Annotated in this window: 36 protein-coding genes and 1 pseudogene; all 37 read left to right on the top strand. The window is 31.6% G+C overall.

The genetic code is table 4. The features are described from left to right. Window positions 1-172: 172 nt before the first annotated feature. On the top strand, window positions 173-1,567 hold the full coding sequence (gene secY / locus ACMZI9_RS02770; RefSeq protein WP_416099227.1) for a preprotein translocase subunit SecY: 1,395 nt from the start codon (window positions 173-175) through the stop codon (window positions 1,565-1,567). Beyond that, the gene (locus ACMZI9_RS02765; protein WP_323176690.1) at window positions 1,561-2,235 is read left to right on the top strand and encodes a nucleoside monophosphate kinase; all 675 of its coding nucleotides are present in this window, start codon (window positions 1,561-1,563) and stop codon (window positions 2,233-2,235) included. Before secY ends, ACMZI9_RS02765 begins: the two co-directional genes overlap by 7 nt. 57 nt (window positions 2,236-2,292) lie before the next feature. After that, window positions 2,293-3,039 (top strand): type I methionyl aminopeptidase, encoded by a 747-nt coding sequence (gene map / locus ACMZI9_RS02760; protein WP_416099226.1) that lies wholly within the window; start codon window positions 2,293-2,295, stop codon window positions 3,037-3,039. Further along, window positions 3,040-3,255, top strand: a complete 216-nt coding sequence (gene infA / locus ACMZI9_RS02755) for a translation initiation factor IF-1 (RefSeq protein ID WP_257089261.1) — start codon at window positions 3,040-3,042, stop codon at window positions 3,253-3,255. A 12-nt stretch (window positions 3,256-3,267) separates the two neighbouring features. Next, on the top strand, window positions 3,268-3,381 hold the full coding sequence (gene rpmJ, locus ACMZI9_RS02750) for a 50S ribosomal protein L36 (RefSeq protein WP_257089263.1): 114 nt from the start codon (window positions 3,268-3,270) through the stop codon (window positions 3,379-3,381). A gap of 19 nt (window positions 3,382-3,400) precedes the next feature. Then, window positions 3,401-3,769, top strand: a complete 369-nt coding sequence (gene rpsM, locus ACMZI9_RS02745; protein WP_257089265.1) for a 30S ribosomal protein S13 — start codon at window positions 3,401-3,403, stop codon at window positions 3,767-3,769. Window positions 3,770-3,771: 2 nt separating this feature from the next. Continuing rightward, window positions 3,772-4,161: a 30S ribosomal protein S11 gene (rpsK, locus tag ACMZI9_RS02740; RefSeq protein WP_257089267.1), complete on the top strand. Its 390-nt coding sequence runs from the start codon at window positions 3,772-3,774 to the stop codon at window positions 4,159-4,161. 17 nt (window positions 4,162-4,178) lie between these two features. Continuing rightward, window positions 4,179-5,195 carry a DNA-directed RNA polymerase subunit alpha gene (locus ACMZI9_RS02735; protein ID WP_416099225.1) on the top strand — a complete coding sequence of 339 codons (1,017 nt, stop codon included), beginning with the start codon at window positions 4,179-4,181 and terminating at the stop codon, window positions 5,193-5,195. After that, entirely contained in the window at window positions 5,188-5,559 is a 372-nt protein-coding gene (gene rplQ / locus ACMZI9_RS02730; protein WP_323176688.1) for a 50S ribosomal protein L17, read from the top strand. The genes ACMZI9_RS02735 and rplQ overlap by 8 nt, the downstream gene beginning before the upstream one ends. A 153-nt stretch (window positions 5,560-5,712) precedes the next feature. Next, on the top strand, window positions 5,713-6,657 hold the full coding sequence (locus ACMZI9_RS02725; protein ID WP_416099224.1) for a phosphate acyltransferase: 945 nt from the start codon (window positions 5,713-5,715) through the stop codon (window positions 6,655-6,657). Window positions 6,658-6,659: 2 nt separating this feature from the next. Further along, entirely contained in the window at window positions 6,660-7,856 is a 1,197-nt protein-coding gene (locus ACMZI9_RS02720; protein WP_416099223.1) for an acetate/propionate family kinase, read from the top strand. Further along, window positions 7,843-8,304 (top strand): pantetheine-phosphate adenylyltransferase, encoded by a 462-nt coding sequence (gene coaD, locus ACMZI9_RS02715; protein WP_416099222.1) that lies wholly within the window; start codon window positions 7,843-7,845, stop codon window positions 8,302-8,304. Before ACMZI9_RS02720 ends, coaD begins: the two co-directional genes overlap by 14 nt. A 4-nt stretch (window positions 8,305-8,308) precedes the next feature. Continuing rightward, complete coding sequence (gene yihA, locus ACMZI9_RS02710) at window positions 8,309-8,902, top strand: ribosome biogenesis GTP-binding protein YihA/YsxC (RefSeq protein ID WP_416099221.1); 594 nt, start codon at window positions 8,309-8,311, stop codon at window positions 8,900-8,902. Next, complete coding sequence (locus ACMZI9_RS02705) at window positions 8,889-10,502, top strand: MAG1430 family protein (protein WP_416099220.1); 1,614 nt, start codon at window positions 8,889-8,891, stop codon at window positions 10,500-10,502. Before yihA ends, ACMZI9_RS02705 begins: the two co-directional genes overlap by 14 nt. Before the next feature lie 169 nt (window positions 10,503-10,671). Next, on the top strand, window positions 10,672-12,105 hold the full coding sequence (pyk, locus tag ACMZI9_RS02700) for a pyruvate kinase (RefSeq protein WP_416099219.1): 1,434 nt from the start codon (window positions 10,672-10,674) through the stop codon (window positions 12,103-12,105). A 154-nt stretch (window positions 12,106-12,259) separates the two neighbouring features. Further along, complete coding sequence (locus ACMZI9_RS02695) at window positions 12,260-13,912, top strand: ribonuclease J (protein WP_257089283.1); 1,653 nt, start codon at window positions 12,260-12,262, stop codon at window positions 13,910-13,912. An 8-nt stretch (window positions 13,913-13,920) separates the two neighbouring features. Continuing rightward, entirely contained in the window at window positions 13,921-14,262 is a 342-nt protein-coding gene (locus tag ACMZI9_RS02690) for a thioredoxin family protein (RefSeq protein WP_257089285.1), read from the top strand. A 201-nt stretch (window positions 14,263-14,463) separates the two neighbouring features. Next, on the top strand, window positions 14,464-14,769 hold the full coding sequence (gene rpsJ, locus ACMZI9_RS02685) for a 30S ribosomal protein S10 (RefSeq protein ID WP_257089286.1): 306 nt from the start codon (window positions 14,464-14,466) through the stop codon (window positions 14,767-14,769). Between the two features lie 34 nt (window positions 14,770-14,803). After that, window positions 14,804-15,427, top strand: a pseudogene (gene rplC / locus ACMZI9_RS02680) (50S ribosomal protein L3); the annotation flags it as partial. Window positions 15,428-15,598: 171 nt separating this feature from the next. Then, on the top strand, window positions 15,599-16,327 hold the full coding sequence (rplD, locus tag ACMZI9_RS02675) for a 50S ribosomal protein L4 (RefSeq protein WP_416099218.1): 729 nt from the start codon (window positions 15,599-15,601) through the stop codon (window positions 16,325-16,327). Then, entirely contained in the window at window positions 16,327-16,794 is a 468-nt protein-coding gene (gene rplW / locus ACMZI9_RS02670) for a 50S ribosomal protein L23 (protein ID WP_416099217.1), read from the top strand. The genes rplD and rplW overlap by 1 nt, the downstream gene beginning before the upstream one ends. Before the next feature lie 114 nt (window positions 16,795-16,908). Next, window positions 16,909-17,754, top strand: coding sequence for a 50S ribosomal protein L2 (rplB, locus tag ACMZI9_RS02665; protein ID WP_323176678.1), 846 nt, complete (start codon window positions 16,909-16,911; stop codon window positions 17,752-17,754). Then, window positions 17,754-18,032 (top strand): 30S ribosomal protein S19, encoded by a 279-nt coding sequence (rpsS, locus tag ACMZI9_RS02660; protein ID WP_257089297.1) that lies wholly within the window; start codon window positions 17,754-17,756, stop codon window positions 18,030-18,032. The genes rplB and rpsS overlap by 1 nt, the downstream gene beginning before the upstream one ends. Further along, window positions 18,032-18,376, top strand: a complete 345-nt coding sequence (gene rplV, locus ACMZI9_RS02655) for a 50S ribosomal protein L22 (protein WP_257089299.1) — start codon at window positions 18,032-18,034, stop codon at window positions 18,374-18,376. Before rpsS ends, rplV begins: the two co-directional genes overlap by 1 nt. A 1-nt stretch (window position 18,377) precedes the next feature. Next, window positions 18,378-19,028, top strand: a complete 651-nt coding sequence (gene rpsC / locus ACMZI9_RS02650) for a 30S ribosomal protein S3 (RefSeq protein ID WP_416099216.1) — start codon at window positions 18,378-18,380, stop codon at window positions 19,026-19,028. Beyond that, window positions 19,028-19,450 carry a 50S ribosomal protein L16 gene (rplP, locus tag ACMZI9_RS02645; protein WP_257089304.1) on the top strand — a complete coding sequence of 141 codons (423 nt, stop codon included), beginning with the start codon at window positions 19,028-19,030 and terminating at the stop codon, window positions 19,448-19,450. Before rpsC ends, rplP begins: the two co-directional genes overlap by 1 nt. Further along, a complete protein-coding gene (rpmC, locus tag ACMZI9_RS02640) occupies window positions 19,450-19,644 on the top strand; it encodes a 50S ribosomal protein L29 (RefSeq protein WP_323176676.1) in 195 nt (64 codons plus the stop codon). The genes rplP and rpmC overlap by 1 nt, the downstream gene beginning before the upstream one ends. 2 nt (window positions 19,645-19,646) lie before the next feature. Beyond that, complete coding sequence (gene rpsQ / locus ACMZI9_RS02635) at window positions 19,647-19,916, top strand: 30S ribosomal protein S17 (RefSeq protein ID WP_306428736.1); 270 nt, start codon at window positions 19,647-19,649, stop codon at window positions 19,914-19,916. Beyond that, entirely contained in the window at window positions 19,916-20,281 is a 366-nt protein-coding gene (rplN, locus tag ACMZI9_RS02630) for a 50S ribosomal protein L14 (RefSeq protein WP_257089308.1), read from the top strand. Before rpsQ ends, rplN begins: the two co-directional genes overlap by 1 nt. A 31-nt stretch (window positions 20,282-20,312) precedes the next feature. Then, window positions 20,313-20,636 (top strand): 50S ribosomal protein L24, encoded by a 324-nt coding sequence (gene rplX, locus ACMZI9_RS02625; RefSeq protein ID WP_416099228.1) that lies wholly within the window; start codon window positions 20,313-20,315, stop codon window positions 20,634-20,636. A 1-nt stretch (window position 20,637) separates the two neighbouring features. Beyond that, window positions 20,638-21,183, top strand: a complete 546-nt coding sequence (gene rplE, locus ACMZI9_RS02620; protein WP_257089313.1) for a 50S ribosomal protein L5 — start codon at window positions 20,638-20,640, stop codon at window positions 21,181-21,183. A 3-nt stretch (window positions 21,184-21,186) separates the two neighbouring features. Next, window positions 21,187-21,372, top strand: coding sequence for a type Z 30S ribosomal protein S14 (locus tag ACMZI9_RS02615; protein WP_257089315.1), 186 nt, complete (start codon window positions 21,187-21,189; stop codon window positions 21,370-21,372). 2 nt (window positions 21,373-21,374) lie between these two features. Next, window positions 21,375-21,770, top strand: a complete 396-nt coding sequence (gene rpsH / locus ACMZI9_RS02610; RefSeq protein ID WP_257089317.1) for a 30S ribosomal protein S8 — start codon at window positions 21,375-21,377, stop codon at window positions 21,768-21,770. A gap of 5 nt (window positions 21,771-21,775) precedes the next feature. Beyond that, window positions 21,776-22,315 (top strand): 50S ribosomal protein L6, encoded by a 540-nt coding sequence (rplF, locus tag ACMZI9_RS02605; protein WP_257089319.1) that lies wholly within the window; start codon window positions 21,776-21,778, stop codon window positions 22,313-22,315. A gap of 24 nt (window positions 22,316-22,339) precedes the next feature. Then, window positions 22,340-22,690: a 50S ribosomal protein L18 gene (gene rplR, locus ACMZI9_RS02600; protein WP_257089321.1), complete on the top strand. Its 351-nt coding sequence runs from the start codon at window positions 22,340-22,342 to the stop codon at window positions 22,688-22,690. Beyond that, window positions 22,690-23,319, top strand: coding sequence for a 30S ribosomal protein S5 (gene rpsE, locus ACMZI9_RS02595; protein WP_257089323.1), 630 nt, complete (start codon window positions 22,690-22,692; stop codon window positions 23,317-23,319). Before rplR ends, rpsE begins: the two co-directional genes overlap by 1 nt. A gap of 1 nt (window position 23,320) precedes the next feature. Further along, window positions 23,321-23,589: 50S ribosomal protein L15 (gene rplO / locus ACMZI9_RS02590; protein ID WP_416099215.1), on the top strand; the 269-nt coding region annotated here is incomplete at its 3' end.

Genomic DNA, 23,589 nt, shown 5'->3' with positions numbered 1-23,589 from the left:
GGTTTAAAAGTATATTAAGATGTATTCAGACATTTTAATGAATTATTAAAATAACTATTCAGTTTTCAAAGAATATTCGACACCTTTAATGGTGTTTTTTTATTAACTCAAACTATGAAAAAAAATATTTTGTTATATAATACCAATATATTTTAAAAAAGGGGCGAGCACATTGGGTAATTTAATCTATAAAACAAAAAATAGATTAAGAGCATTCTTCACAAATAAGGATTTAACGAAGAAGGCTATTTTTACTTTACTCATGTTGGCTATCTATATTTTAGGAACAACTATAACATTGCCATTTGTAAAGATTAAAAATGAAGATGCAATTAGTAGTAACTCTTTTTTAAATACATTAAACTTAATTGGTGGTGGAGGACTTAGACAGTTCTCACTATTTGCTTTAGGTATTAGTCCATTTATTAATGCTTCTCTTATAATGATGATTTTACAATCAAAAATATTCCCTCCAATCTATAAATTAAGTCAGAGTGGACCGCAAGGTAGAAGAAAAATAAATATTATTACTAGATTGTTAACAATTGTTATTGCTTATCCACAGGCTGTTTTCTTAATTAAAACGCTTGGTAATGGAAATAGTCAATTCATTGAGTTGGATGGATACGGAATTGTATCAAAAGAATTTTTAACATTCTTTATGATTCCAATGGTTTTAACTTCTGCTTCATTATTTGCTTTATTTATTTCAGAACAAATCACAAATAAAGGAATTGGAAATGGAACAAGTTTAATTATTTTCACAGGTATCGCTGCTAGATTACCATTCCAATTTAAAGAAGCATTCTTACATTACATAGGTGTTGATTTATCTGGTTCAAGTGGGGCACTTGTTGGTATAGTCAATTTCTTTACATATATACTTGTTTACTTACTTGTTTTAATGATTATAGCTATTGTTTATGTAGCAGAAAGACATATACCTATCCAACAAATAGGAGCAGGTAGATCTAAATCTAAAAAAGACATTGGTTATTTACCTATTAAACTAAATCCAGCCGGAATTATGCCTATTATCTTTGCTATGATGGTTTTATCATTCCCAACAATGATTGCAAACATACTGCCAGATGACAATGCATCAAAACAATGAATTAACCAAAATATGCAATTTACCCAACCAATTGGATTTACATTACTTATAGTTGTTATTTTTGCATTCTCATTAGTTATGGGTATTCAACAATCAAAAGTTGATAAGATAGCTGAAGATTTTGCTAAAAATTCAACATTTATTCCAGGTGTAAGACCAGGAGAAGAAACACAAGATTACTTAATTGGGATTGTATTTAGATTAAGTGTATTTTCATCATTCTATTTATTAGCATTAGGAAGTATGCAATTTATTGAAATTATGGCAGGTATTTTACCTAGTGTAATTTCATTTGGTGGTACAGGACTTATGATTTTAGTAAGTGTTGCACTTGAAACAGTAGGACAATTACAAGCAAGAATTAAATCAAATAATTTATCAAAAGCAAAAAGAGAGTCAATTAAAAATATTGAAAGCAACTCAGCAGAAAACGTAGAAGGTTTATTATGATAAATAAAATAAATAAAAATGTAATTTTTATGGGACAACCAGGAGCAGGAAAAGGTACTGTTGCTTCTTTATTGTCAAAAACAAGCAATTTAATTCATTTATCAACAGGTAACATTTTTAGAAATGAAATAGCGCAAAAAACTGAACTTGGTCTTAAAGTTCAAAACATTGTGACAACAGGTGGATATGTACCTGATGAAATCACAAATAAAATTGTTGAAAATGCAATCTTAAAATTAAAAGAAAATAACCAATTTTTCATCCTAGATGGTTTTCCTAGAACTAAAGCTCAAGCAGAGTTCTTAAATTCACTTAAAGACTTTGAATTCGTGGTTATTGAGCTTCAAGTAAATAATGAAGAAATCATTAAGCGTTTAAGTGGTAGAAGAACATGTGTAAATTGTGGTGCAGGCTACCATGTAGAATTCCAACCACCTAAAGTAGAAGGTGTTTGTGATGTTTGTTCTAATCAAATTATTCAACGTGCAGACGACACACCTGAACGTATTGAACACAGATTAAAAATCTATGAAGAACAAACAAAACCATTAATTGACTACTACAAATCACTAGATGAATTAAGAGTTGTAGATGCTTCAGCTACACCTGAAGAAGTTGCAAAACAGGTACTTGAAATTTTGCAAAAAAGTGATAAAATAAATAAACTTTAAAATATCTAACATATATGTTAGATTATTTTATTTTTTACAGAGAAAGGTGATCTAATTATGTCTTGAGTAAAAACAGAAGAAGAAATTCAAATGATTACCAAATCTTGTCAAATCTTGGCAGAAGTCAAGCAAATAGTTTGAGACTTTGTAAGACCAGGGGTTTCTTTAAAAGATATTGATCAATTGGCTTTTAAAGAAATAATCAAACGTGGAGCCAAACCTGCATTTAAAGGTTATCAAGGTTTTCCAAGTACAGCATGTATATCAGTTAATGAACAATTGATCCATGGAATACCTACAGATCGCATCGTAGAAGAAGGTGACATTGTTAGTGTTGACTTAGGATGCATCTGAGAAGGTTTTTATAGTGATAGTGCCTTCACTAAACCAGTTGGAAAAGTTTCACCTCTAGATCAGAAACTTATTGATGTAGCTAAAGGAGCTTTTGAAGCTGGATTAAAAGCGATTAAAAAAGGTGCTAGAACAGGTGATATATCTTATGCAATAGGTGAATATATCCATAAGCACGGTTTATTTACACCAAGAGACTTTTGTGGTCATGGAATCGGAAGAAGATTACATGAAGATCCTAATATTTTCAATGAAGGTAAAAAAGGAACTGGTCCATTACTTAAAGATGGTATGGTAATTTGTATTGAGCCAATGATTGCCCAAACTAATAAATTTATTCAACTTAGAGATGGGTGAACAATAGTTAGCGCCAATAATACAAGAACAGCTCATTATGAACACACTGTACTCATCAAAAATGGAAAAGGAATCGTGTTAACGAAAGGAATCTAATTGGCAAAAGATGCTATTAAAATAAAAGGTGTTGTCAAAGAAGTTTTTACAATTGATGATTATTCAGTAGAACTTGAAAATGGCATCACAATTAAAGCTCATATTTCTGGGAAGATGAGAATTAACCACATTCGTATCTTACCAGGTGATTCAGTTGATGTCGAAGTAAGTCCTTATGATACAACACAAGGACGTATTACTTACAGACACAAGTAATAAGGAGAACTAATGAAAGTTAGAGCAAGTGTTAAAAAAATGTGTAAAGACTGTAAAATCATTAAACGTAGAGGAATTATCCGTGTTATTTGTGTTCAACCAAAACACAAACAAAGACAAGGGTAATTGTTAGAAAGGATTTTAAATGGCTAGAATTTTAAACGTCGAAATCCCAAACAATAAACGTGTTGTTATTTCATTAACATACATTTATGGAATTGGAAGAACATTAGCAAAAGAAATTTGTAAAGTAGCAAACATTAGCGAAGATGCTCGTGTAAAAGATTTATCAGAAGAAGAATTATCAAGAATTCGTGAAGCAGCTAAAGTTTACACAACAGAAGGTGACTTACGTAGAGAAGTTTCATTAAACATCAAACGTTTAATGGAAATCAAATGCTACCGTGGAATGAGACACCGTAAAGGGTTACCAGTTCGTGGACAAAGTACTCAAAAGAATGCTCGTACACGTAAGGGTCCAAGAAAAACTGTAGCAGGAAAGAAAGGTAAATAATAATGGCTCGTAAAACTAAGAAAAAGAACATTACAAGTGGTGTAGCACACATCCACTCAACAAACCAAAACACAATTGTTACTTTTGCTGATGAAAACGGGAATGTTATTGCTTGAAGTTCAGCAGGAGCAATTGGATACAAAGGTACTAAAAAGAAAACTCCATATGCTGCTGGTTTAGCTGCTCAAGCTGCTGCTGAAGCTGCTAAAGAACACGGAATCAAAACAGTTAAAGTTGAATTAAAAGGTCTTGGAGCTGGAAAAGATGCTGCTAGAAAACAAATCGAAGTTAGCGGTATTACAGTAACAGAAATCAAAGACGTTACACCAGTTCCACACAACGGAACAAGACCACCAAAACGTATCTTAAAACGTGAACGTATGAAAAAATAATTCAAAAGAGGTAAACAATGGAAAAAATGAAAAAATTGGTTTACTTAGATAAACCTGTAATCCACAAAAGAGATGATGTTGCTGAAACAACTTTTGTATTAAGAGGTCTTGAAAGAGGTTTTGGTAATACATTAGCTGTTCCTTTAAGAAGAACATTATTATCAACAATTTCATCATTAGCACCATTTGCAGTTAAAATCGAAGGTGTTGATCATGAATTCCAAACAATCAAAGATGTTACAGAAGATGTTATTACTTTATTAATGAATTTACGTAAAGTTCGTTTTGCTTACAACCCTAACGTTGTTAAAGACAATGAAATTGTAAAAGTTACATTACAATCAGAAGCTCCTGGAGAAGTTACTTCAAGATCACTTAAAGTAGTTTCACACCCAGGTGTTCAAGTTATTGATACAAACATTAAGTTAGCTACAGTTATGAATGCTAAGGCTCTTAATGTTGAAATTTACTTACGTTCAGGACGTGGATTTGTTTCATTTGATGAAAACAAAGCTTACATTTCTAAACGTAAAAAAGATGATTTAGCTCCAATGAGTGACATTAAAAAAGGTGAATTTATCGCAGTTGATTCAAACTTCTCACCAATCAAAAAAGTTTACTACAATATCAAAGAAATGAACTCAGCTTCAAGCAGAATTGAAGAAGAACTTGAGTTCAACATTGAAACAGATGGAACAGTAGATGCAAAAGATGCTCTTAGACAAGCAGCTGACATTTTAATTGGTCTTCTTGAAGTAATCGGAGACACAGATAAAATGAAAGTTGATATCTTTGAAGAAATCGTTGAAAAACCAGAAGAAAAACAAGAAGATGACATCGATATTTCACAAATGAACTTATCAGTTCGTTCAGCTAATGCACTTAGAAAAATTAAGAAAACTAAATTATCACAAATTAGAGAACTTACAGTTTCACAATTAGAGCAAACAAAGAACTTAGGTAGAAAATCAATTCAAGAAATCATTGATAAAGTTAAAGATTACGGTTTTGAATTAAGAGAAGGAGATGAGTAATATGGCAAACCCAACACAAATCTATTCACGTGACACTAAATGAAGAAACGGTGTGATGCGTTCACTTGTTAGTGAATTATACGTAAACGGAAGAATTGTTACAACTTTAACAAGAGCAAAAGAATTAAGAAGACACGCTGAAAAAATGATTCAAAAAGCTAAAAACCCTACATTAGCAAACAGACGTGCTGTTGCAGGTTTCTTACGTCCAATTAAAACTAAAGATGGTAAAGCTGTATTATCATACTTATTTGATGATATTGCACCAAAATACTCACAAAGAAACGGTGGATACACAAGAATTATTAAATTACCTCGTCGTCAAGGTGATTCAACACGTATGGCAATTATTGAATTAGTTTAATCTTTACTTTTTAATAATAAATATGAGTTTTATATATAAATATCAGTTTAAATTCAAACTGATATTTTTTTATTTAACACTAAATAACTTAGTTATATACAATTAACATAAAACTAAACTATTGGTATAATATAACAAACTAAAAAGGATACTATGCTTTTACACTCTATATTTTGAAAAATTAAACACAAAAAGCACCAATACACAGTGCTTTTAATAGATACTTATTCACCTTCTCAAAGATTCTGAATAAACAAATTAATGCTCAATAAAAACATCATAATCAACTACTTATCATTTGAAAACTCAAATGATAAACACGATGTTTTTGTCTCATTTGACCAAATTCAAAAAGTTAAGCAAAACTACATACAATCTAGATTAAAAAAACAACCTAATTTAGATTTAAATCAACTTGACCTTGAGTTTGATTCAAACACTAGAAACATCATTGGTATGTACATTGCTAAAACACAAAAATATGACGTTGTTGTGGGTGGATATAACACAACTTCAAAATCATTTTATCGTAGTGCTCTAAGGGTTTTATATAAAACAACAAGCACAATTTCATCAGCAATGGTGCTTAATAAAAAATCACAAACTTATGTAGTTTCTGATCCTTCTTTTGTTATTGAGCCAACTGAAGAACAATTAGTTGATATAACTAAAAATGCTATGGACTTTAGCAAAAAAGTTCTCGATAAACCAACTGGTGCATTTATGTCCTTTTCAACAAATGGCTCAAACTCAAGTTCACAAGCTTTAAAAATGTCAAATGCAGCAAAATTGTTTTCAGAAAAATATCCACACGAAAATGTGTATGCAAGTGAAGTTCAAGTTGATGCAGCGTTAAATAACAAAATAAGAGAGAAAAAAGATTTATTCAATTACCAAGATGCTAATGTATTTGTGTTTCCTGATTTAAATTCAGCTAATATATCTTACAAATTTATTCAGCAGTTAGGTAAATTCAATGTGTATGGTCCTTTTGTTTTAGGATTTAATCAAACCGTTGCAGACTTATCAAGGGGAGCAACGACAAAAGATATAATAGGAACAATTCTTATTTCGATTTTAAACACAAACAAGGAGTAATAATGAATAAAAAAGTTTTAGTAATCAATGCAGGAAGTAGCTCAATTAAATTAAGTTTATTTGATAAAGAATCATTAGAATTAATCGCTAGTGGTATTGCTGAAAGAATTACATTACCTGAGGGAGCTATTTCAATTAAATTCAATGGTCAAAAATTTGAAAAAATAGTAGCAATGCCAAATCACGAAGTTGCTGTTAACAAATTATATGAATTAATGGAAGAAATTAACTTAATACACCAACCAGAAGAAATTGAATACATTGGATTTAGAATTGTTCAAGGTGGTACATACTTTAACAATACAGCAAAAATCACAGATGAAGTAATTAACATTGTAGATAAAGTTGCAATTTATGCGCCATTACACAACCCAGGAGCAGTGCAATCAATTTACGGATTTAGAAAAGTTTTCCCACACGCTAAATTAACAGGTGACTTTGATACAGCATTCCATACAACAATTAACAAAGTAAATAGCTCATATGCATTACCAAAAGAATTAGTAGAAAAATACGAAATCAAAAGATATGGTGCTCACGGAATTTCACACCAATACATTACAGAAAAACTTGCTCAAATCTTAGGCAAAGAAACTGTAACATTTGTTAATATGCACTTAGGAAACGGTGGTTCATTATGTGCTGTTAAGGATTCAAAATCATTTGACACATCAATGGGACTTACACCATTAGCTGGAATAATGATGGGAACAAGAAGTGGTGACATTGACCCTTCAATTCATCAATTTGTTATGAACCAATCAGGTCTAGATATCAATCAATTCACAGATATTTTAAATAAACAAAGTGGTCTTTTAGGTGTTTCTACAATTTCTTCAGACATGAGAGATATTTGTGCTGCAGCAAACAACGGAAATGTAGATGCACAATTTGCACTTGAACTTTACTCACAAAAAATTGCTGACTATGTAGCAGTTTATGCAAACAAAATTGGTGGTAAACCAGATGCGCTTGTTTTCACAGCTGGAATTGGAGAAAACACACCTATTATTAGACAAATGATTGCAGATAAATTATTCTTCAAAAACATTAAATTAAACTCAGAAGTTAACTATGGATCAATCGGTGAATTCGCTTTAATTTCTGCACCTGATTCAGAAGTTCCAGTTTATGTAATTAGAACAAACGAAGAATTAGTTATTGCAAGAAATGCAATTAAAATTTATGAACAAAACTAAAATAGCTTTATTTCCTGGATCATTCGATCCATTTCATAAAGGTCACGAATCAATAGTGCAAAAAGCTGCCGAGCTTTTTGACAAACTTTATGTTGTTGTAACTTACAATCCTGATAAAGATAATATTGAAAGAATTGAAGAAAATTTTGAGGCAATTAAAAATAAATATCAAGAAAGCGATAAAGTGGTTGTCTTAAAAAACTACTTTGATTTAACAGCTGATTTAGCTCATCAATTAAATGCAAAATGACTTGTACGTAGCGCTAGAAATCAAACTGACTTTAATTATGAGCTTAAATTAGCTACAGCAAATAATGCTTTAAATAATGATCTTGAAACAATCATAATAATGCCTGATTATGAAAACTCAAATATTTCTTCAACTCAAATCAGACAACAACATAAAGAACAAATAGAAAAAGCAAAACAAAACAAAAAAGGAATTTAGGACAATGTTTAAATTTATTAAATCATCTACAAACAGGACAAATTGATACGAACATCCAAATTATGAAGTTACTTTTTGAGGTCGCTCAAATGTTGGAAAAAGTTCATTAATCAATGCAATTGTTGAAAATAAGAAATTAGCAAAAACATCTAAGACACCAGGTCGTACACAATTAATTAACTATTTTGAAAATGAATTCGGAGCAGTTTTAGTCGACTTACCAGGTTATGGTTACGCAAAAATTTCGCAAACTCAAAAAGATAAAATGATGAAGATGATTTATGAATATTTAATAGAAAGAGAAAACCTTAGATGTGTTTACTTGTTAATTGATTCTAGACACGGGATTACTAATACAGACGTTCCTGAATTAAATTTTTTAATATCAAATAATATAAACTTTAAGTTAGTTTTCACAAAAACTGACAAACTTAAACAAAAAGACAAAAACCAACTATTAAATCACATTAAAAGCTTACGTAATGAACTTGGAAACTTTGAGTATTTCTTAGTTTCTTCAGAAAAAAAAGTCGGAATTGAGCAACTCAGTGATGATTTAACACAAACTCTTTCAGGAGATGAAAATGAAATTGACTAAACAAACATTAAAACCATTATTACTTTTAGGTGGTTCAGTTGTTGTTCTTGGTGGAATAGCAGCTACATCAGTATTATTGGTTAAACAATCAAAGAAAAAAACTAATATAGATTATGCAGATTTTAATCTAAATGTTACTGGCTCATTAACTAAAGATAAACATTTAGCTTCTGAATATGCAACAAATCCATTAGTTCCTATTAGTGGAACAAGATGAGATAATTCAGCTTGAATTAAAGAACTTACAGTCGCTAAATTCCAAACTGAAAGTGATAAAAATCAAGTTGATAATATTAAATCATTTGAATTAACAGCAAGCAATGGAGTGGTATTTAATGCAATTGCTCAAGAAGCCAAAGATCAAGGTTTTAGAATTGAATTTGTTTCATATGCAAACGATTTAACAGGCACATTATTGCTTAAAATGTTAGTTAAAGATAAAAATGCAAATACAGTTAAAACTCACATTTTTGAATTAACTGGTTTTGCAACATTGACTACTAAAAATCCATATGCTAATTTAACAATTGCTACATTAACTGCTGATACTGAAAAATTATTTAAAGAATTCAAATCTTCAGACGCGTTAAAAACACACTTTGAAGCCTTAGAGCAAGATAAAAAAGTTGAATTTATTAAAAATCATTTCTCAACAAAAGAATCATCTAAATTGACTGATTTTAATTGAAGCAGTCTGCAAGTTACATTTGAGGACAAAATAATGAAATTAAGTATTTCATACAACTTAAATGTATTAGCTGGTACAAAAGAAAATTTAAGTGCACAATCAGTGTTTAATTTAGAAGAGAATAATAAAGTTGATACTACTGTTGATTTATCATTCTTAGATGCTGTTAGACCGACAATTGAAAATTATTCATTAGTTTCAACAGGTTCATTAGATAAATCAACTCATTTAGCCTCAGAATTTGCTAGTTCTCCAATTCTTCAAATCGGTGATACAAATTGAAACAAAGATAAATGATTAGCAGAACTTAAAACTCAAAATGTAATGACTTCAGAACAAGCTGCTAAAACTGACACAGGTAAATCATTTACATTTGTTTATAAAGATAATGCAACAACTGAAAATATCTTCTACACTATGTCAAACATCGAATTTACATCATATGCAAATGATGAAACAGGAACTTTATATTTACAATTTAAGAAACTAAATAGTGAAAATGAAGCTGCAGAACAATATGTTTATGAGTTAACAGGATTTGCAACGGTTGCTGCAGATAATAAATATTCAACATTAATTACTAAATCACTTACATTAAGTGAAGAAAAATTAAAAGCTAACTACTCATCTATTCAAGCATTAAACGATTATGTAACTACTTTAAATGAAGAAACTAAACCTGAATTTATCAAAGCAAACTTTGATTTACAAGTCAATGATTTAGTTGCAATTGATTGAGCACAATCAACAATTACAATGACAGATAACACATTAAATGTTCATTTAGTATTCAATCAAAACATTTTAAAAGCTACAAAAGATGATTTAACTGCTAAATCTATATTTGCATTAACAAGTGATAATACAATTGAACTTAGTCAAGATGTTTCATTTTTAAATCAACAAGCTTAATAAATTATTTGTGTACACAATGTTCTAACAATTAGCACATTGTGTTTTTTATTCCTTATGCATAGGAATAAAAATATAGAACTATTTACAAACTACCATAAGGTAAAACTTGAAAAATGTTGTAAAATATGTTTATATTTTAAATATATATTTAATTACTAGGAGCAATATGAAAATTACTGATAAAAGAACTAAATTAGTTGCTACAATTGGGCCATCAAGTGATAACTATGATATGTTATTATCATTAGTTCAAAATGGTGTAACAACAATTAGAGCAAACTTTAGCCACGGTTCACACGAAGAACAATTAAATAAATTTACATTAGGAAAAAGAGTTTCACAAGAATTAAAAGTTCCAGTTTCTCTTATGTTAGATACTAAAGGACCTGAAATTCGTATTGGAAAAATGAAAGATGGTGCTCAAGTTGTGCAATCAGGTACAGAAATGATCATCTACACAACACAAGATAAATATCTTTCACACGAAGGTACATCAACAGAAATTACAGTTGCATATGATATGGCACAAGACTTATCTGTTGGGAACCAAGTTTTAATTGATGATGGTAAATTATCAACAGTAGTTACAGAAGTTGGAAATGGTTACGTAAAAGTTAAAGCTGAAAACACACACAAATTAAAAACAAACAAACGTGTTAACTTACCAGGTGTTGACTTCTCATTACCATTCTTAGCTGAAAAAGACATCAACGACGTTAAATTCGGAATTCAAAGTGGAATTAACTATGTTGCTGCTTCATTCGTTAACTCAGCTAAAAACGTTAAAGAATTAAGAAAATTATTAGATGACAACGGTGGAAAACACATTCAAATCTTCTCAAAAATTGAATCACACTTAGGATGTGTAAACATTGATGAAATTATTGAAGCATCAGACGGTATTATGGTTGCTCGTGGAGACTTAGGATTAGAAATTCCTTACTACGATGTTCCTTACTATGAAAAAATGTTCATTAGAAAATGTCGTGAAGCTGGTAAACCAGTTATCGTTGCAACACAAATGTTAGACTCAATGGAAAACTCACCACACCCAACACGTGCTGAAGTTACAGACGTTTACTACGCAGTTGAATTAGGAGCTGACTCAACAATGCTTTCAGGAGAAAGTGCAAACGGTTCATTCCCATTAGAAGCTGTTAAAACAATGTCAGCTATTTCAAGAAGAGCTGAAAAAGAATTCTACTCAAGAAACTACTACGAAATTCAATTAGAAAAAGTTTGAAAAAATTCAGATCAATCAAACAAACGTTCACAAATTGCTTACTCAATAGCTCAAAAAGCACAAGAAGGAAAATACAAATATGTTGTTGTTTTATCAAGAACAGGAGCTTTATTAAAAGAAGTTGCTAAATTCAGACCTAACTCAACAGTTATTGGTATTGTAAATGATCCATTATTAATCAATGCATTCGGTTCATATTCATCAGTATGAAACTCAGTTGATTCAGAATCATTATTCCCACTTGTAAAACAAGATCACGAAAATGCTGTTTCAGCATTAGAACCATACGGAATTCAACAAGGAGATGCTTTCTTAGTTGTTGAAAACGATCAAATTACAGAACACGTTGTTAAGTAATTTGCATTAAGTAATTAATTACTAAAACACCTATGTATTAGGTGTTTTTATTTTTACCCTCAAAAAATCAATTTGCTATAATTAAAAAATTAATTAGCAAACTAATTATTCCTTACTTTTAAAACACATAATACATAATGAAAGAGAGAAAAATATGGAAAATGTAAATATTTTCGCTCTTGGAGGACAAGACGAAAACGGTAAAAACTGTTATGTTTTTGAATATAATGATGACATTTTTATAGTTAATGCAGGTGCTAAGGTGCCTTTAAATATGTCAAATGGTGTTAATACACTTATTCCAAATTTTGATTATTTAATCAAAAACAAAGACAGAATTAAAGGTTTATTCATCACAGACATTAAGAATGAAACATTCAGTGCAATCCCTTGATTATTAATGAAAATTCCTAACCTTAAAATCTATACTTCGGCATTTAATCAAGTTTTAGTTATTGACAGAATTACAAAATACGATATTCAACTTAAAAAAGGACAAGTTCAAGTTATTAGACAAAAACTTCAATTTGGTGATTTAACAATCGTTCCTTTTGGACTAACAGGTTCAATGCCTGGAAACATTGGGTTTAACTTCCAAACTAAAACAGGTGACTACTTATTTATGTTTAACTATGTTGAAGGTAACTTAGGAATTTATGGAAAAGTTTACTTCCCATTACTTGCAAAGTACTTTGAAGGTAGAAAAATTGTGGCTATCGTTTCAGATGCTGGTAAATCAAATGTTTCAGGTAGAGGAATTGAAAAATATAATGCATATACCGAACTTGATGATATTTTCAAGAAAGCAAATCCTGATGAAAAAATAATTGTTGGTGCCTATGGTGAAGAAATGGTTACATTGCAACAAGTTTTAGATTTAGCAATCAAATACAATAGACCAGTAGTTCCATACGGAAAAACATATGCTGATTTATTAGATTTAATTTCTAAATTCTCAACAGTAGTGCCATTACCAAAATTAATTGACCACAGACAAATTAATAAGCATTCAAATGCTATTGTTTTAATTACTGCATCAACTGAAAGACTTTATTCACGTTTCAATAGAATTACAGAAAATAATGACGTTTATTTAAAAATTAAACCTAGTGACACTGTAATTATGCTAGCTCCACCAGTTAATGGTCTCGAGTCTGATTATGCACAAACAATGGATGAAATAGCTAAAATCACACACAACCTATTTGATATTAGTGAAAAAATGTTCTTCTACGTAAGACCTACAAGAGATGATTTGGTTTCACTTGTAAAAGTTCTTAAACCAGATGTATTCATGCCTGCTCAAGGTTTATACAGATATTTGGTTTCAGCTAGTGATTACATTAATGATGAACTTAAGAATGTTCAAGACATCAATACACTTGTCTTAATGAATGGAAAAATAGCTCACTTTATTGATGGTAAATTATTTAGTCACAATGGAAAAGTTAAAGAAGTTGGAACTACTATTATTGATGGTTTCGGAGTTGGAGACATTTCATCTGAAGTTATTTCTGAAAGAGAATTTTTAGGTAGAGAAGGTGTTATTGTAATCAATATTATGTACGATTCGAAAACACGTAACTTAACAGGACAATTACACATTAATTATGTTGGTGTTATTGATATTTCTGAGCAAGAGCAAATGACTAACTTAATTAAACAAATCGTTGTAGATGTAGTTAAATCAAATAGCTGCAAACGTATGTATGATTTAAATGAAAAATTACGTAAAACAATTAGAAAAAAAATATTTAAAGCAACTGATAAAGACCCTATGATCGCTTTATCACTTTTAGCTGTTTAGAGGTGAATATGTTTGAAAATTTAAAATGAGAAGAAGCTAAAAAAATAATTGAAGCTAACAAAGATAACGAATTAATCTTCTTAAATTTCACTACTCAATGATGTGGTGATTGTAAAATGATGAGACCTATTGTAGAGGAAATTGCCAAAGAATATGAAGGAAATCATAGAATTCGTTTCATTAATGTGGATGCTGAAGAAGCTCAATTATTCAGAGTTCCTAATACAAAATGACAAGTTTTAAAGGTTCCCACAATGATGTTATTACAAGGTCAAACTATCCAAGAAAAAGCTTATGAATACGTTCCATTTCAGATTTTAAATAACTGAATTTTAAAGAAAATTTCATAAGAAAAAGCTCCTTGATACACGGAGAGGAGTTGCTAGAAATAAAAACAGAAATTTCGGTTTCTGTTTTTTAATTTTTACTATATAATCAATAAGCAACTATAGCTATGAATTTTAAGGTTGCCAACGTGCCAAAATGTTGTTGAGGACACGTTGGGTTTTTAAAAGGAGCTATGTTCAAAATCAAGAACAAAGGAGACAACAATGAGTAAGTTAAACATCAAAGTTAAAGGGTTTGACCACGCATTAGTTGATGCTGCTGCAAAAAGAATTTACGAAATTGCAAAAGCAACAGATGCAAAAGTAAGTGGACCAATTCCTTTACCTACAAAAAGAGATGAAATTACTATCTTAAGATCTGTTCACGTTAACAAGAAAAGCCGTGAACAATTCGAAAGCAGAACACACCAAAGATTAGTTGTAATTACCGATCCTTCTGCTAAAACTCAAGATCAATTACAAAGACTTGAATTACCAGCTGGTGTGGATATTCAAGTTAAAGTTAAATAATCAAATTTAATACCCAAATTTTTAAGGAGACAATATGAAAGGAATCTTAGGACGTAAAGTTGGTATGACTCAAATCTTTACTGAATCAGGAAAAAGTGTTCCTGTTACAGTAATCGAAGTACAACCAAATGTTGTTTCAAAAGTTTTAACAAACGACAAAGATGGTTACGTTGCAACACAACTTGCTACAGCTGATAAAAAAGCAAGTAGAGCAAACAAACCTGAAATTGGTCACTTTGCTAAAGCTTCAACAACACCTAAGCGCTTCGTTAAAGAAGTTCGTGATATGTCAGGATACGAACTTGGAGATTTAATTAAGGCTGACATTTTTAAAGCAGGTGAACTTGTAGACGTTACAGGTACATCAAAAGGGAAAGGGTTCGCTGGTACAATTAAAAGACATAACCAACACATCGGACCTAAATCTCACGGTGGAGGTGGAGGATCTCAACCTATTAGACAAACAGGATCACTTGGGGATATCTCAGGTAACCGTGTTTACAAAGGTATGACAATGCCAGGACACCTTGGACATGTTAAAACAACAGTTCAAAACTTAGAAGTTGTTAAAGTAGATGTAGAAAACAACTTATTATTAATCAAAGGTTCAATTCCAGGGCCTAAAAAATCATTCGTAGTAGTAAAAGAAGCGGTTAAAGGATTACCAAGCCGTGAAGAAATTAAATTAGTAAACGTTAAAGAAGCTATGTTAATGAACGAACTTATTGAAAAAGCTAAAAAATTCAACATTGAAGTTACAGTTGGAATGAACGCACAACAATTACAAGAATTAATTGATGCTGCAGAAGCAAACAAAGGAGAATAATTTATGGCAGAAACAGTTAAAAAATCTACAACAGCTAAAAAAGCTGCTCCTAAATCAACTCCAGCTAAAAAAGCTTCAACAAAACCAGCTGCTTCAAAATCAGCTAAAGTTACAGTTCAAAAAGACAAAAACGTTGCTAAAGTTGCTCATAAAGCAGATTTACCAGCACAATTATTTGCTAGTGAAAAAATTTATGAACAAGCAGTATTTGACTCAATCTTATCAGAGAGAGCATCAAGAAGACAAGGAACACACAAAGTTAAAAACCGTTCAGAAGTAAGTGGTTCAGGTAAAAAACCTTGAAGACAAAAAGGAACAGGTAGAGCACGTCACAGTTCTATGCGTTCACCAATCTGAGTTGGAGGGGGAAGAGCATTCGGACCTAAACCAAACAGAAACTACTCACTTAAAGTTAACAAGAAAGTTAAATTCCGTGCATTTATTTCAGCTTTAACATTATTAGCACAAGATCAAGCTGTTATCGTTGATGATTTAGCATTAGACACAATCTCAACAAAAACAGTTGCTGCTAAATTAGCTGAATTACAAGTAGCAAACTTAAAACATGTTTTAGTTGTTACAGAAAATACAATGGTTTACAAATCAGTTAGAAACTTACCAAACGTTACAGTTGTTAAAGCTAACTCATTAACAGTTGAAGCTGCTATTGCTGCTGACGTTATGATTGTTTCAAACGAAAGTCTTGAATTATTAAAAGGGAGAATTAAATAATGGAATTAACAAGAATCATTAAAGCTCCAGTTTTAACTGAAAAATCAGACATTCAAAGAGCTAAAGGTGTTTACACATTCAAAGTAGACTTCCACGCAAACAAATTCCAAATTGCACAAGCTGTTGAAACAATTTTCCAAGTTAAAGTTGACAAAGTTAGAACAATCAAAGTTGATAAAAAAACTAAAAACGTAGGACGTTTCCACGGATTTACAAACCGTTACAAAAAAGCTATGGTTACTTTAAAAGAAGGTTCAACATTAAACTATGTTCCATCAGACGCTGAAGAAGCAGTTTTAGCTGAAACTAAAGCTAAAGCAGATGAAGCTAAAAAAGCAAAAGCTTCTAAAGCTTCAGAAGTTGAGAAAAAAGCTGCTGCTAAATTAGTTGCTAAAAAAACAACAGCTAAAAAAGCAAACACAGCAGTTAAGAAAACTACTACAAAACGTAAAGTTGGTGGAGAATAATTAAATCCGATGAACTTTATGTTCAAATCAAACAATTAGTTAAGGGGTTTTAGATAGTTGCTTAAAAGATAATCTTGCAAATCCCCAAATATTTTTAAGCAAAGGAGAAGACAAATGGCTATTAAACATTTTAAGCCAACTACAAATGGTCGTAGAAACATGTCTACTCTTGATTACAGACAAAACTTATCAGGTCACGCTCCAGAAAAATCACTTTTAGTGAATTTAAAAAATCATGCTGGACGTAACAACCAAGGTAAAATTACTGTTAGACATCATGGAGGACGTGTTAAAAGATTCTATAGACTTGTAGACTTTAAACGTAATAAAGATAACATCCCTGCTACAGTAAAAACTATTGAATATGATCCAAACAGATCAGCAAACATTAGTTTAGTTGTATATGCAGATGGAGAAAAAAGATACATTTTAGCTCCTAAAGGTATTAAATTAGGACAAAAAGTTGTTTCAGGAGACAACGTAGATATTATTGTTGGTAACACATTACCACTTTCAAACATTCCTGAAGGTACATTTGTACACAATATTGAAATGCAACCAGGTGCTGGAGGACAAATTGCACGTAGTGCAGGTACATCAGCTCAAATCCTTGGTAAAGATGACAATGGAAAATACGTAGTGTTAAGATTAAAATCTGGTGAAACACGTCGTATCTTAGCTCGTTGCCGTGCAACAATTGGTGTTGTAGGAAACGAAGAACACTTATTAGTAAATATTGGTAAAGCTGGAATTAACAGACACAAAGGTATTAGACCTACAGTACGTGGATCAGTAATGAACCCAGTAGATCACCCACATGGAGGAGGGGAAGGTAAACAACCAGTTGGTCGTAAAGCTCCTCTTACACCATGAGGTAAAAAAGCTCTTGGAGTTAAAACAAGAAAAACTAAGAAATCTTCAAATAAACTTATTTTAAGAAGAAGAAAGGATGCTAAATAATGGCACGTAGTCTTAAAAAAGGTCCATTCGCTGATGACCATTTACTTAAAAAAGTAGATGCTATCGTTGAAGGAAAAGCACCTAAAAAACCAATTAAAACTTGATCAAGACGTTCAACAATTTTCCCTAACTTTGTTGGATTAACATTTGCAGTTCACAACGGAAAACAATTTGTTGAAGTTTACGTTACAGATGACATGGTAGGTCACAAATTAGGAGAATTCTCACCAACTAGAACATTCTCTGGTCACGGTGCAGATAAAGGGAAGAAGAAATAATGCAAAAACAACAAGCAAAAGCTCACGTTAAATTGCAAAGAGTTAGTGTATCTAAAGCTAAATTAGTTGCAAACTTATTTAGAGGTAAAGATGTAACTGTTGCTTTAGGGTTATTACACAACACAAACAAAAAATCAGCTCCTATTTTCATCAAGTTATTAAACTCAGCTGTTGCTAACGCAACACACAACCATGGTTTAGATGCTACAAAATTATTCGTAAAAGAAGTTTATGTAAATGAAGGTCCAACCCTTAAAAGATTCCAACCAAGAAGCCAAGGTAGAGCTTACTCTATCTTAAAACGTACATCAAATTTATCAATCACATTAGAGGAGAGAAATTAATATGGGACAAAAGGTTAATCCAAATGGTTTCCGTTACGGAATTTCAAAAGCTCACAACTCACAATGATTTGCAGAAAAAGCTAACTTTGGTTCATTCTTAGTTGAAGATGCTAAAATCTACAAATTCTTTGATAAATTAGTACGTCAATACCAAATTGGTAAAGTTGAAGTAAAACGTAACGCAAGCAACAAAGTTACAGTTTTAGTTCACACAGCTAAACCAGCTGCTATGTTAGGTGCTGAAGGTAAAAACATTCAAGACTTAACATTAGCATTATCAAAATTTATTAAAAACAAAAACTTAAACTTAAATGTTCAAGTTTTAGAACTTAAAAATCCAGATTTAAATGCAAAATTACTTGCAGAAATGATTGCAACAAAATTAGAAAACCGTGAAAGTTTCCGTTCAGCACAAAAAATTGCTATTAGAAATGCAATGCGTGCTGGTGCTAAAGGTATCAAAACAGCTGTTTCAGGACGTTTAAACGGAGTTGATATGGCTAGAACAGAAGGGTATTCAGAAGGAGAAATGAAACTTCACACATTAAGACAAGATGTTGATTACGCTACAGCTACTGCTAGAACAACATACGGTGCAATTGGTGTTAAAGTTTGAGTATCATTAGGTGAAAAATTGGAAGGGGATAAATAATGCTTCAACCAAAAAGAACCAAATACAGAAAACCATTCATTCAAAGACACGACAAACGTAAAGCAACAAAAGGAAACAAAGTTTCTTTTGGAGAATTTGGTTTACAAGCTGTAACATCTGCTTGAGTAACAGCTCGTCAAATTGAATCAGCTCGTATTGCTGCTACACGTAGAATGGGACGTGAAGGGGAAGTTATTATCCGTATTTTCCCTCACTTTGCTAAAACATCTAAACCAATTGGTGTACGTATGGGATCAGGAAAAGGTACTCCTGAATTATGATATACAGCAGTTAAAGTTAATACAGTTATGTTCGAAGTGTCAGGTGTTGCAGAAGATGTAGCAAGAGACGCTTTAAGATTAGCTGGTCACAAATTACCTGTTAAATGAAAAATTATTAAAAGAGAAGAAGGGGATAAATAATGCTTTACAAAGAATTAAAAAACAAATCAGTTGATGAATTAAACACATTAGTTGAACAACTTAAAGCAGAATTATTTACTTTAAGATATCAAAACGTTACAGGTGATTTAAAAGAAACACACAAAATTGCAAACATTAGAAAAGACATTGCTAAAGTTAAAACAGCTTTAAATGAAAAAAAAGGAGCTAAATAATTATGGAAAGAAACTCAAGAAAAACTTTAGTTGGAACAGTTGTTTCTGCTGGTAAAACAGCAAAAACAATCATCGTAGCAGTTGACACATACAAAAAACACCCATTATATTCAAAACGTTACAAATCAACAAAAAGATTTGCTGTTCATGATGAAAACCATGTTGCTAAATTAGGTGACATCGTTGTTATTATGGAAACAAGACCATTATCAAAAACAAAACACTTCAGATTAGTTGAAGTTAAACAAACTGCAATCGAAGGAAATAACTAATGATTCACGAATTATCTAGAGCAAACGTTGCTGATAACTCAGGTGCTAAAGAAATCGGTGTTATTCGTGTTTTAGGTGGGTCAAAGAAAAAAACAGCAAACATTGGTGATGTTATTGTATGTTCAGTTAAAAAAGCTATTCCAAACGGTATGGTTAAAGAAGGACAAGTTGTTAAAGCAGTAGTTGTACGTTCAGCTTACGGAATTCACCGTGACAATGGTACATACATTCGTTTTGATGATAACGCAGTTGTAATTTTAAAAGAAGATGGAACACCACGTGGAACACGTGTGTTCGGACCTGTTGCTCGTGAAATTAGAGAAAAATACCCAAAAATCGTTTCACTTGCACCCGAAGTACTTTAATTTATTTATAAGGAGATAAGTTATGAACAAAATCAAATTCAAAGTTAATGATGAAGTTATGGTTATTGCCGGTAAAGATAAAGGAAAAACAGGTCAAATCGAAAAAATCTTACGTTCAGAAAACAAAGTTATCGTTAAAGGTGTAAATATTGTTAAAAAACACAACAAACCTTCACACCAAAACCAAGATGGTTCAATTTCAGAAAAAGAAGCTCCAATCCACGTTTCAAATGTTGCATATTTAGTTAAAAAAGCTACAAAAGATAAACCAGCACAAATCTCAAAAATCGGATACAAAATTGATGACAAAGGTAAAAAAGTAAGAATCGCAAAAAGAACACAAAAGGAAATCTAATATGTTAAAAAATGTTTATTTAGAAAAAGCAGTTCCTGCTTTAAAAGAAAAATACCAATACAAATCATCAATGGAAGTTCCAAGAATCGAAAAAGTTGTATTAAACATGACAGCTGGAAAAGAAATCAACAACTCAAAAGCTATTGAAGAAGTTTTAAATGAATTAACATTAATCTCTTCTCAAAAACCATACCAAACAACAGCTAAAAAATCAAACGCTTCATGAAAACTTCGTGAAGGTATGCCTATGGGTGGAAAAGTTACACTTCGTAGAGAAAGAATGTGAGACTTTTTAGACAAATTAATCAATGTTGCAATGCCACGTATTCGTGACTTCCGTGGAGCTAATCCAAAAGCTTTCGACGGAAGAGGTAACTACAACTTAGGAATTAAAGAAGAAATTATCTTCCCAGAAATCGAATTTGACAAAATCCGTAAAATCAAAGGGCTTGACGTTATTATTGTAACTTCAGCTAAATCTGACCAAGAAGCTAAAACATTATTAGAAGCACTTGGTGTACCATTCGAAAAAAAAGGAGCTAAATAGTTTATGGCAAGAAAAGCATTAATCGCAAAAGCTAAACGTCACCCTAAATTCTCAACACGTGCTTACACACGTTGTGAATTATGTGGACGTCCACACTCAGTTTTAAGAAAATACAAAGTATGTCGTATCTGCTTTAGAAACCTTGCACACGAAGGTAAAATTCCAGGTATGAAGAAAGCGAGTTGATAATTATGTTTATTACAGATCCAATTTCAGATTTAGTTGTTAGAATCAAAAACGCTAACATTAGAAAACATAAAACTGTTTCAATTCCATATTCAACTAAAAAAGAAGCTATTGTTAAGTTAATTTTAGAAGAAGGGTACATTGCATCTTACACAGTTTCAGGTGAAGGTGTAAACAAAGAATTAGTAGTTACATTAAAATACAAGAAAAACAAACAAGCTATCGTTGACTTTAAAAGAGTTTCTAAGCCAGGTCTTAGAACTTACGTTAAAGCAGATGAAATTCCTAGTGTTTTATCAGGTTACGGTACAGTAATCATCTCTACTTCAAAAGGATTAATGACAGGAAAACAAGCTAAGGAGGCTAATGTTGGTGGTGAAATCATCGCTTACATTTGATAATTAGTATGTCTCGTGTTGGAAATAGAGTTTTAGTTATTCCTGCTGGAACAGAAGTTTCAGTTAACGGTAACACAGTTACAGTTTCAGGAAAACACGGAAAATTAGAAAGAACATTTAGTCCATTAATCAAAGTACAAGTAGAAAACAACCAAGTTACAACAGTACGTGCAAACGAAAACAAACAAACAAAACAATTACATGGAACAACAAACGCTCTTATCGCAAACATGATCAAGGGAGTTTCAGAAGGGTTCCAAATTGATTTAGAAATCAAAGGGGTTGGGTACAAAGCTGAACTTAGAGGAAATGAACTTGTAGTTAACGCTGGATACTCACACCCAGTTTCAAAACAAGTTCCATCAGAATTAAAAGTTACAGTTGCTAAACCTACAGAAATTTCAGTATTTGGAATTAGCAAAGAGCAAGTTGGACAATTTGCTTCAGTAGTTAGAGCAATCAGAAAACCTAACGTGTACTCAGGTAAAGGTATTTCTTACAAAGGTGAAAAAATTAGACGTAAAGAAGGGAAAACAGCTTCTAAATAATTTAGGAGTTGCTAGGTGAATAAAATGAAAGCAAAATCAAGAAACGCAGCTAGAAAAGTTAAACATGTTCGTTTACGTCAACACATTAGCGGTACAGCTACAAAACCTCGTTTAAATGTATTCAAATCACACCAAAACTTCTATGCTCAATTAATCGATGACACAAAAGGTGTTACATTAGCAAGTGTTTCAACACTTAAAAATGAAAAATACTCAGGAAACATTGCTGCAGCATCAGAATTAGGTAAATTAATGGGTGAAAAAATTAACAAATTAGGTATTACAGAAATCGTTTTTGACCGTGGTGGATACATCTACCATGGACGTGTTAAAGCATTCGCAGAAGCAGTAAGAGAACAAGGAGTTAAATTCTAATGGAAAACAAAAAAGAAGTTAAATTAGAAGCTGGAACAAAAGAAGTTACAGCAAGAAGACCAAGAACAGTTAAATCAGAAGCTACAGAAAACAAACAAGAACGTGCAAACAGAAAACCAATGAACAGAAGACCACGTCAAGCAGCTCCTAAATTCGAATCAGAATTCTCAGAAAAAGTAGTTGACATTGCTCGTGTTACAAAAGTTGTTAAAGGTGGAAGAAGATTCAGCTTCTCAGCTTTTGTTGTAGTTGGAAACAAAAAAGGTCTTGTAGGATTTGGACACGGTAAGGCAAACGAAGTTCCAGATGCTATCAAGAAAGCTGTTAAAGATGCACAAAACAACCTTGTTTCAGTACCAGTAGTTAATGGTACAGTTCCACATGAAATTACTGCTAAATTCTTAGCATCTAAAGTAATTTTAAAACCTGCTCCAAAAGGAAAAGGACTTATTGCTTCAGGAACAGTTCGTGCTGTTGTTGAATTAGCTGGATACACAGATATCGTTACAAAAACATATGGATCTCGTTCAAAAGCAAACGTTGTTAAAGCTACAGTTAAAGCATTATTAAACATGAGAACTGTTGAAGAAATCGCTGAAATCAGAGACAAAGAAGTTAAGGATTTATAATATGGCAATTAAATTAAATACTTTAAAATTCACAGAAGGTTCAAGACCAGAAAAACACCGTAAAGGTAGAGGACACGCTGCTGGAAAAGGTAAACAAGCTGGTAAAGGACAATCAGGTCAAAACAAACGTAAAGGTCACAGATTAGGATTCGAAGGGGGTCAAACACCATGATTCCGTAGAATCGGAAAACGTGGATTTAACAATGTTAACCACGTTGAATACCAAGTAATCAACCTTGCTGATTTAGAAACAAGATTTAACGACGGTGA

The sequence above is a fragment of the Mycoplasma sp. 4079 genome (genome assembly GCF_047785185.1).
Classification (GTDB): Bacteria; Bacillota_I; Bacilli_A; order Mycoplasmatales; family Metamycoplasmataceae; genus Mycoplasmopsis.
This window is presented reverse-complemented; position numbering and strand designations above follow the sequence as displayed.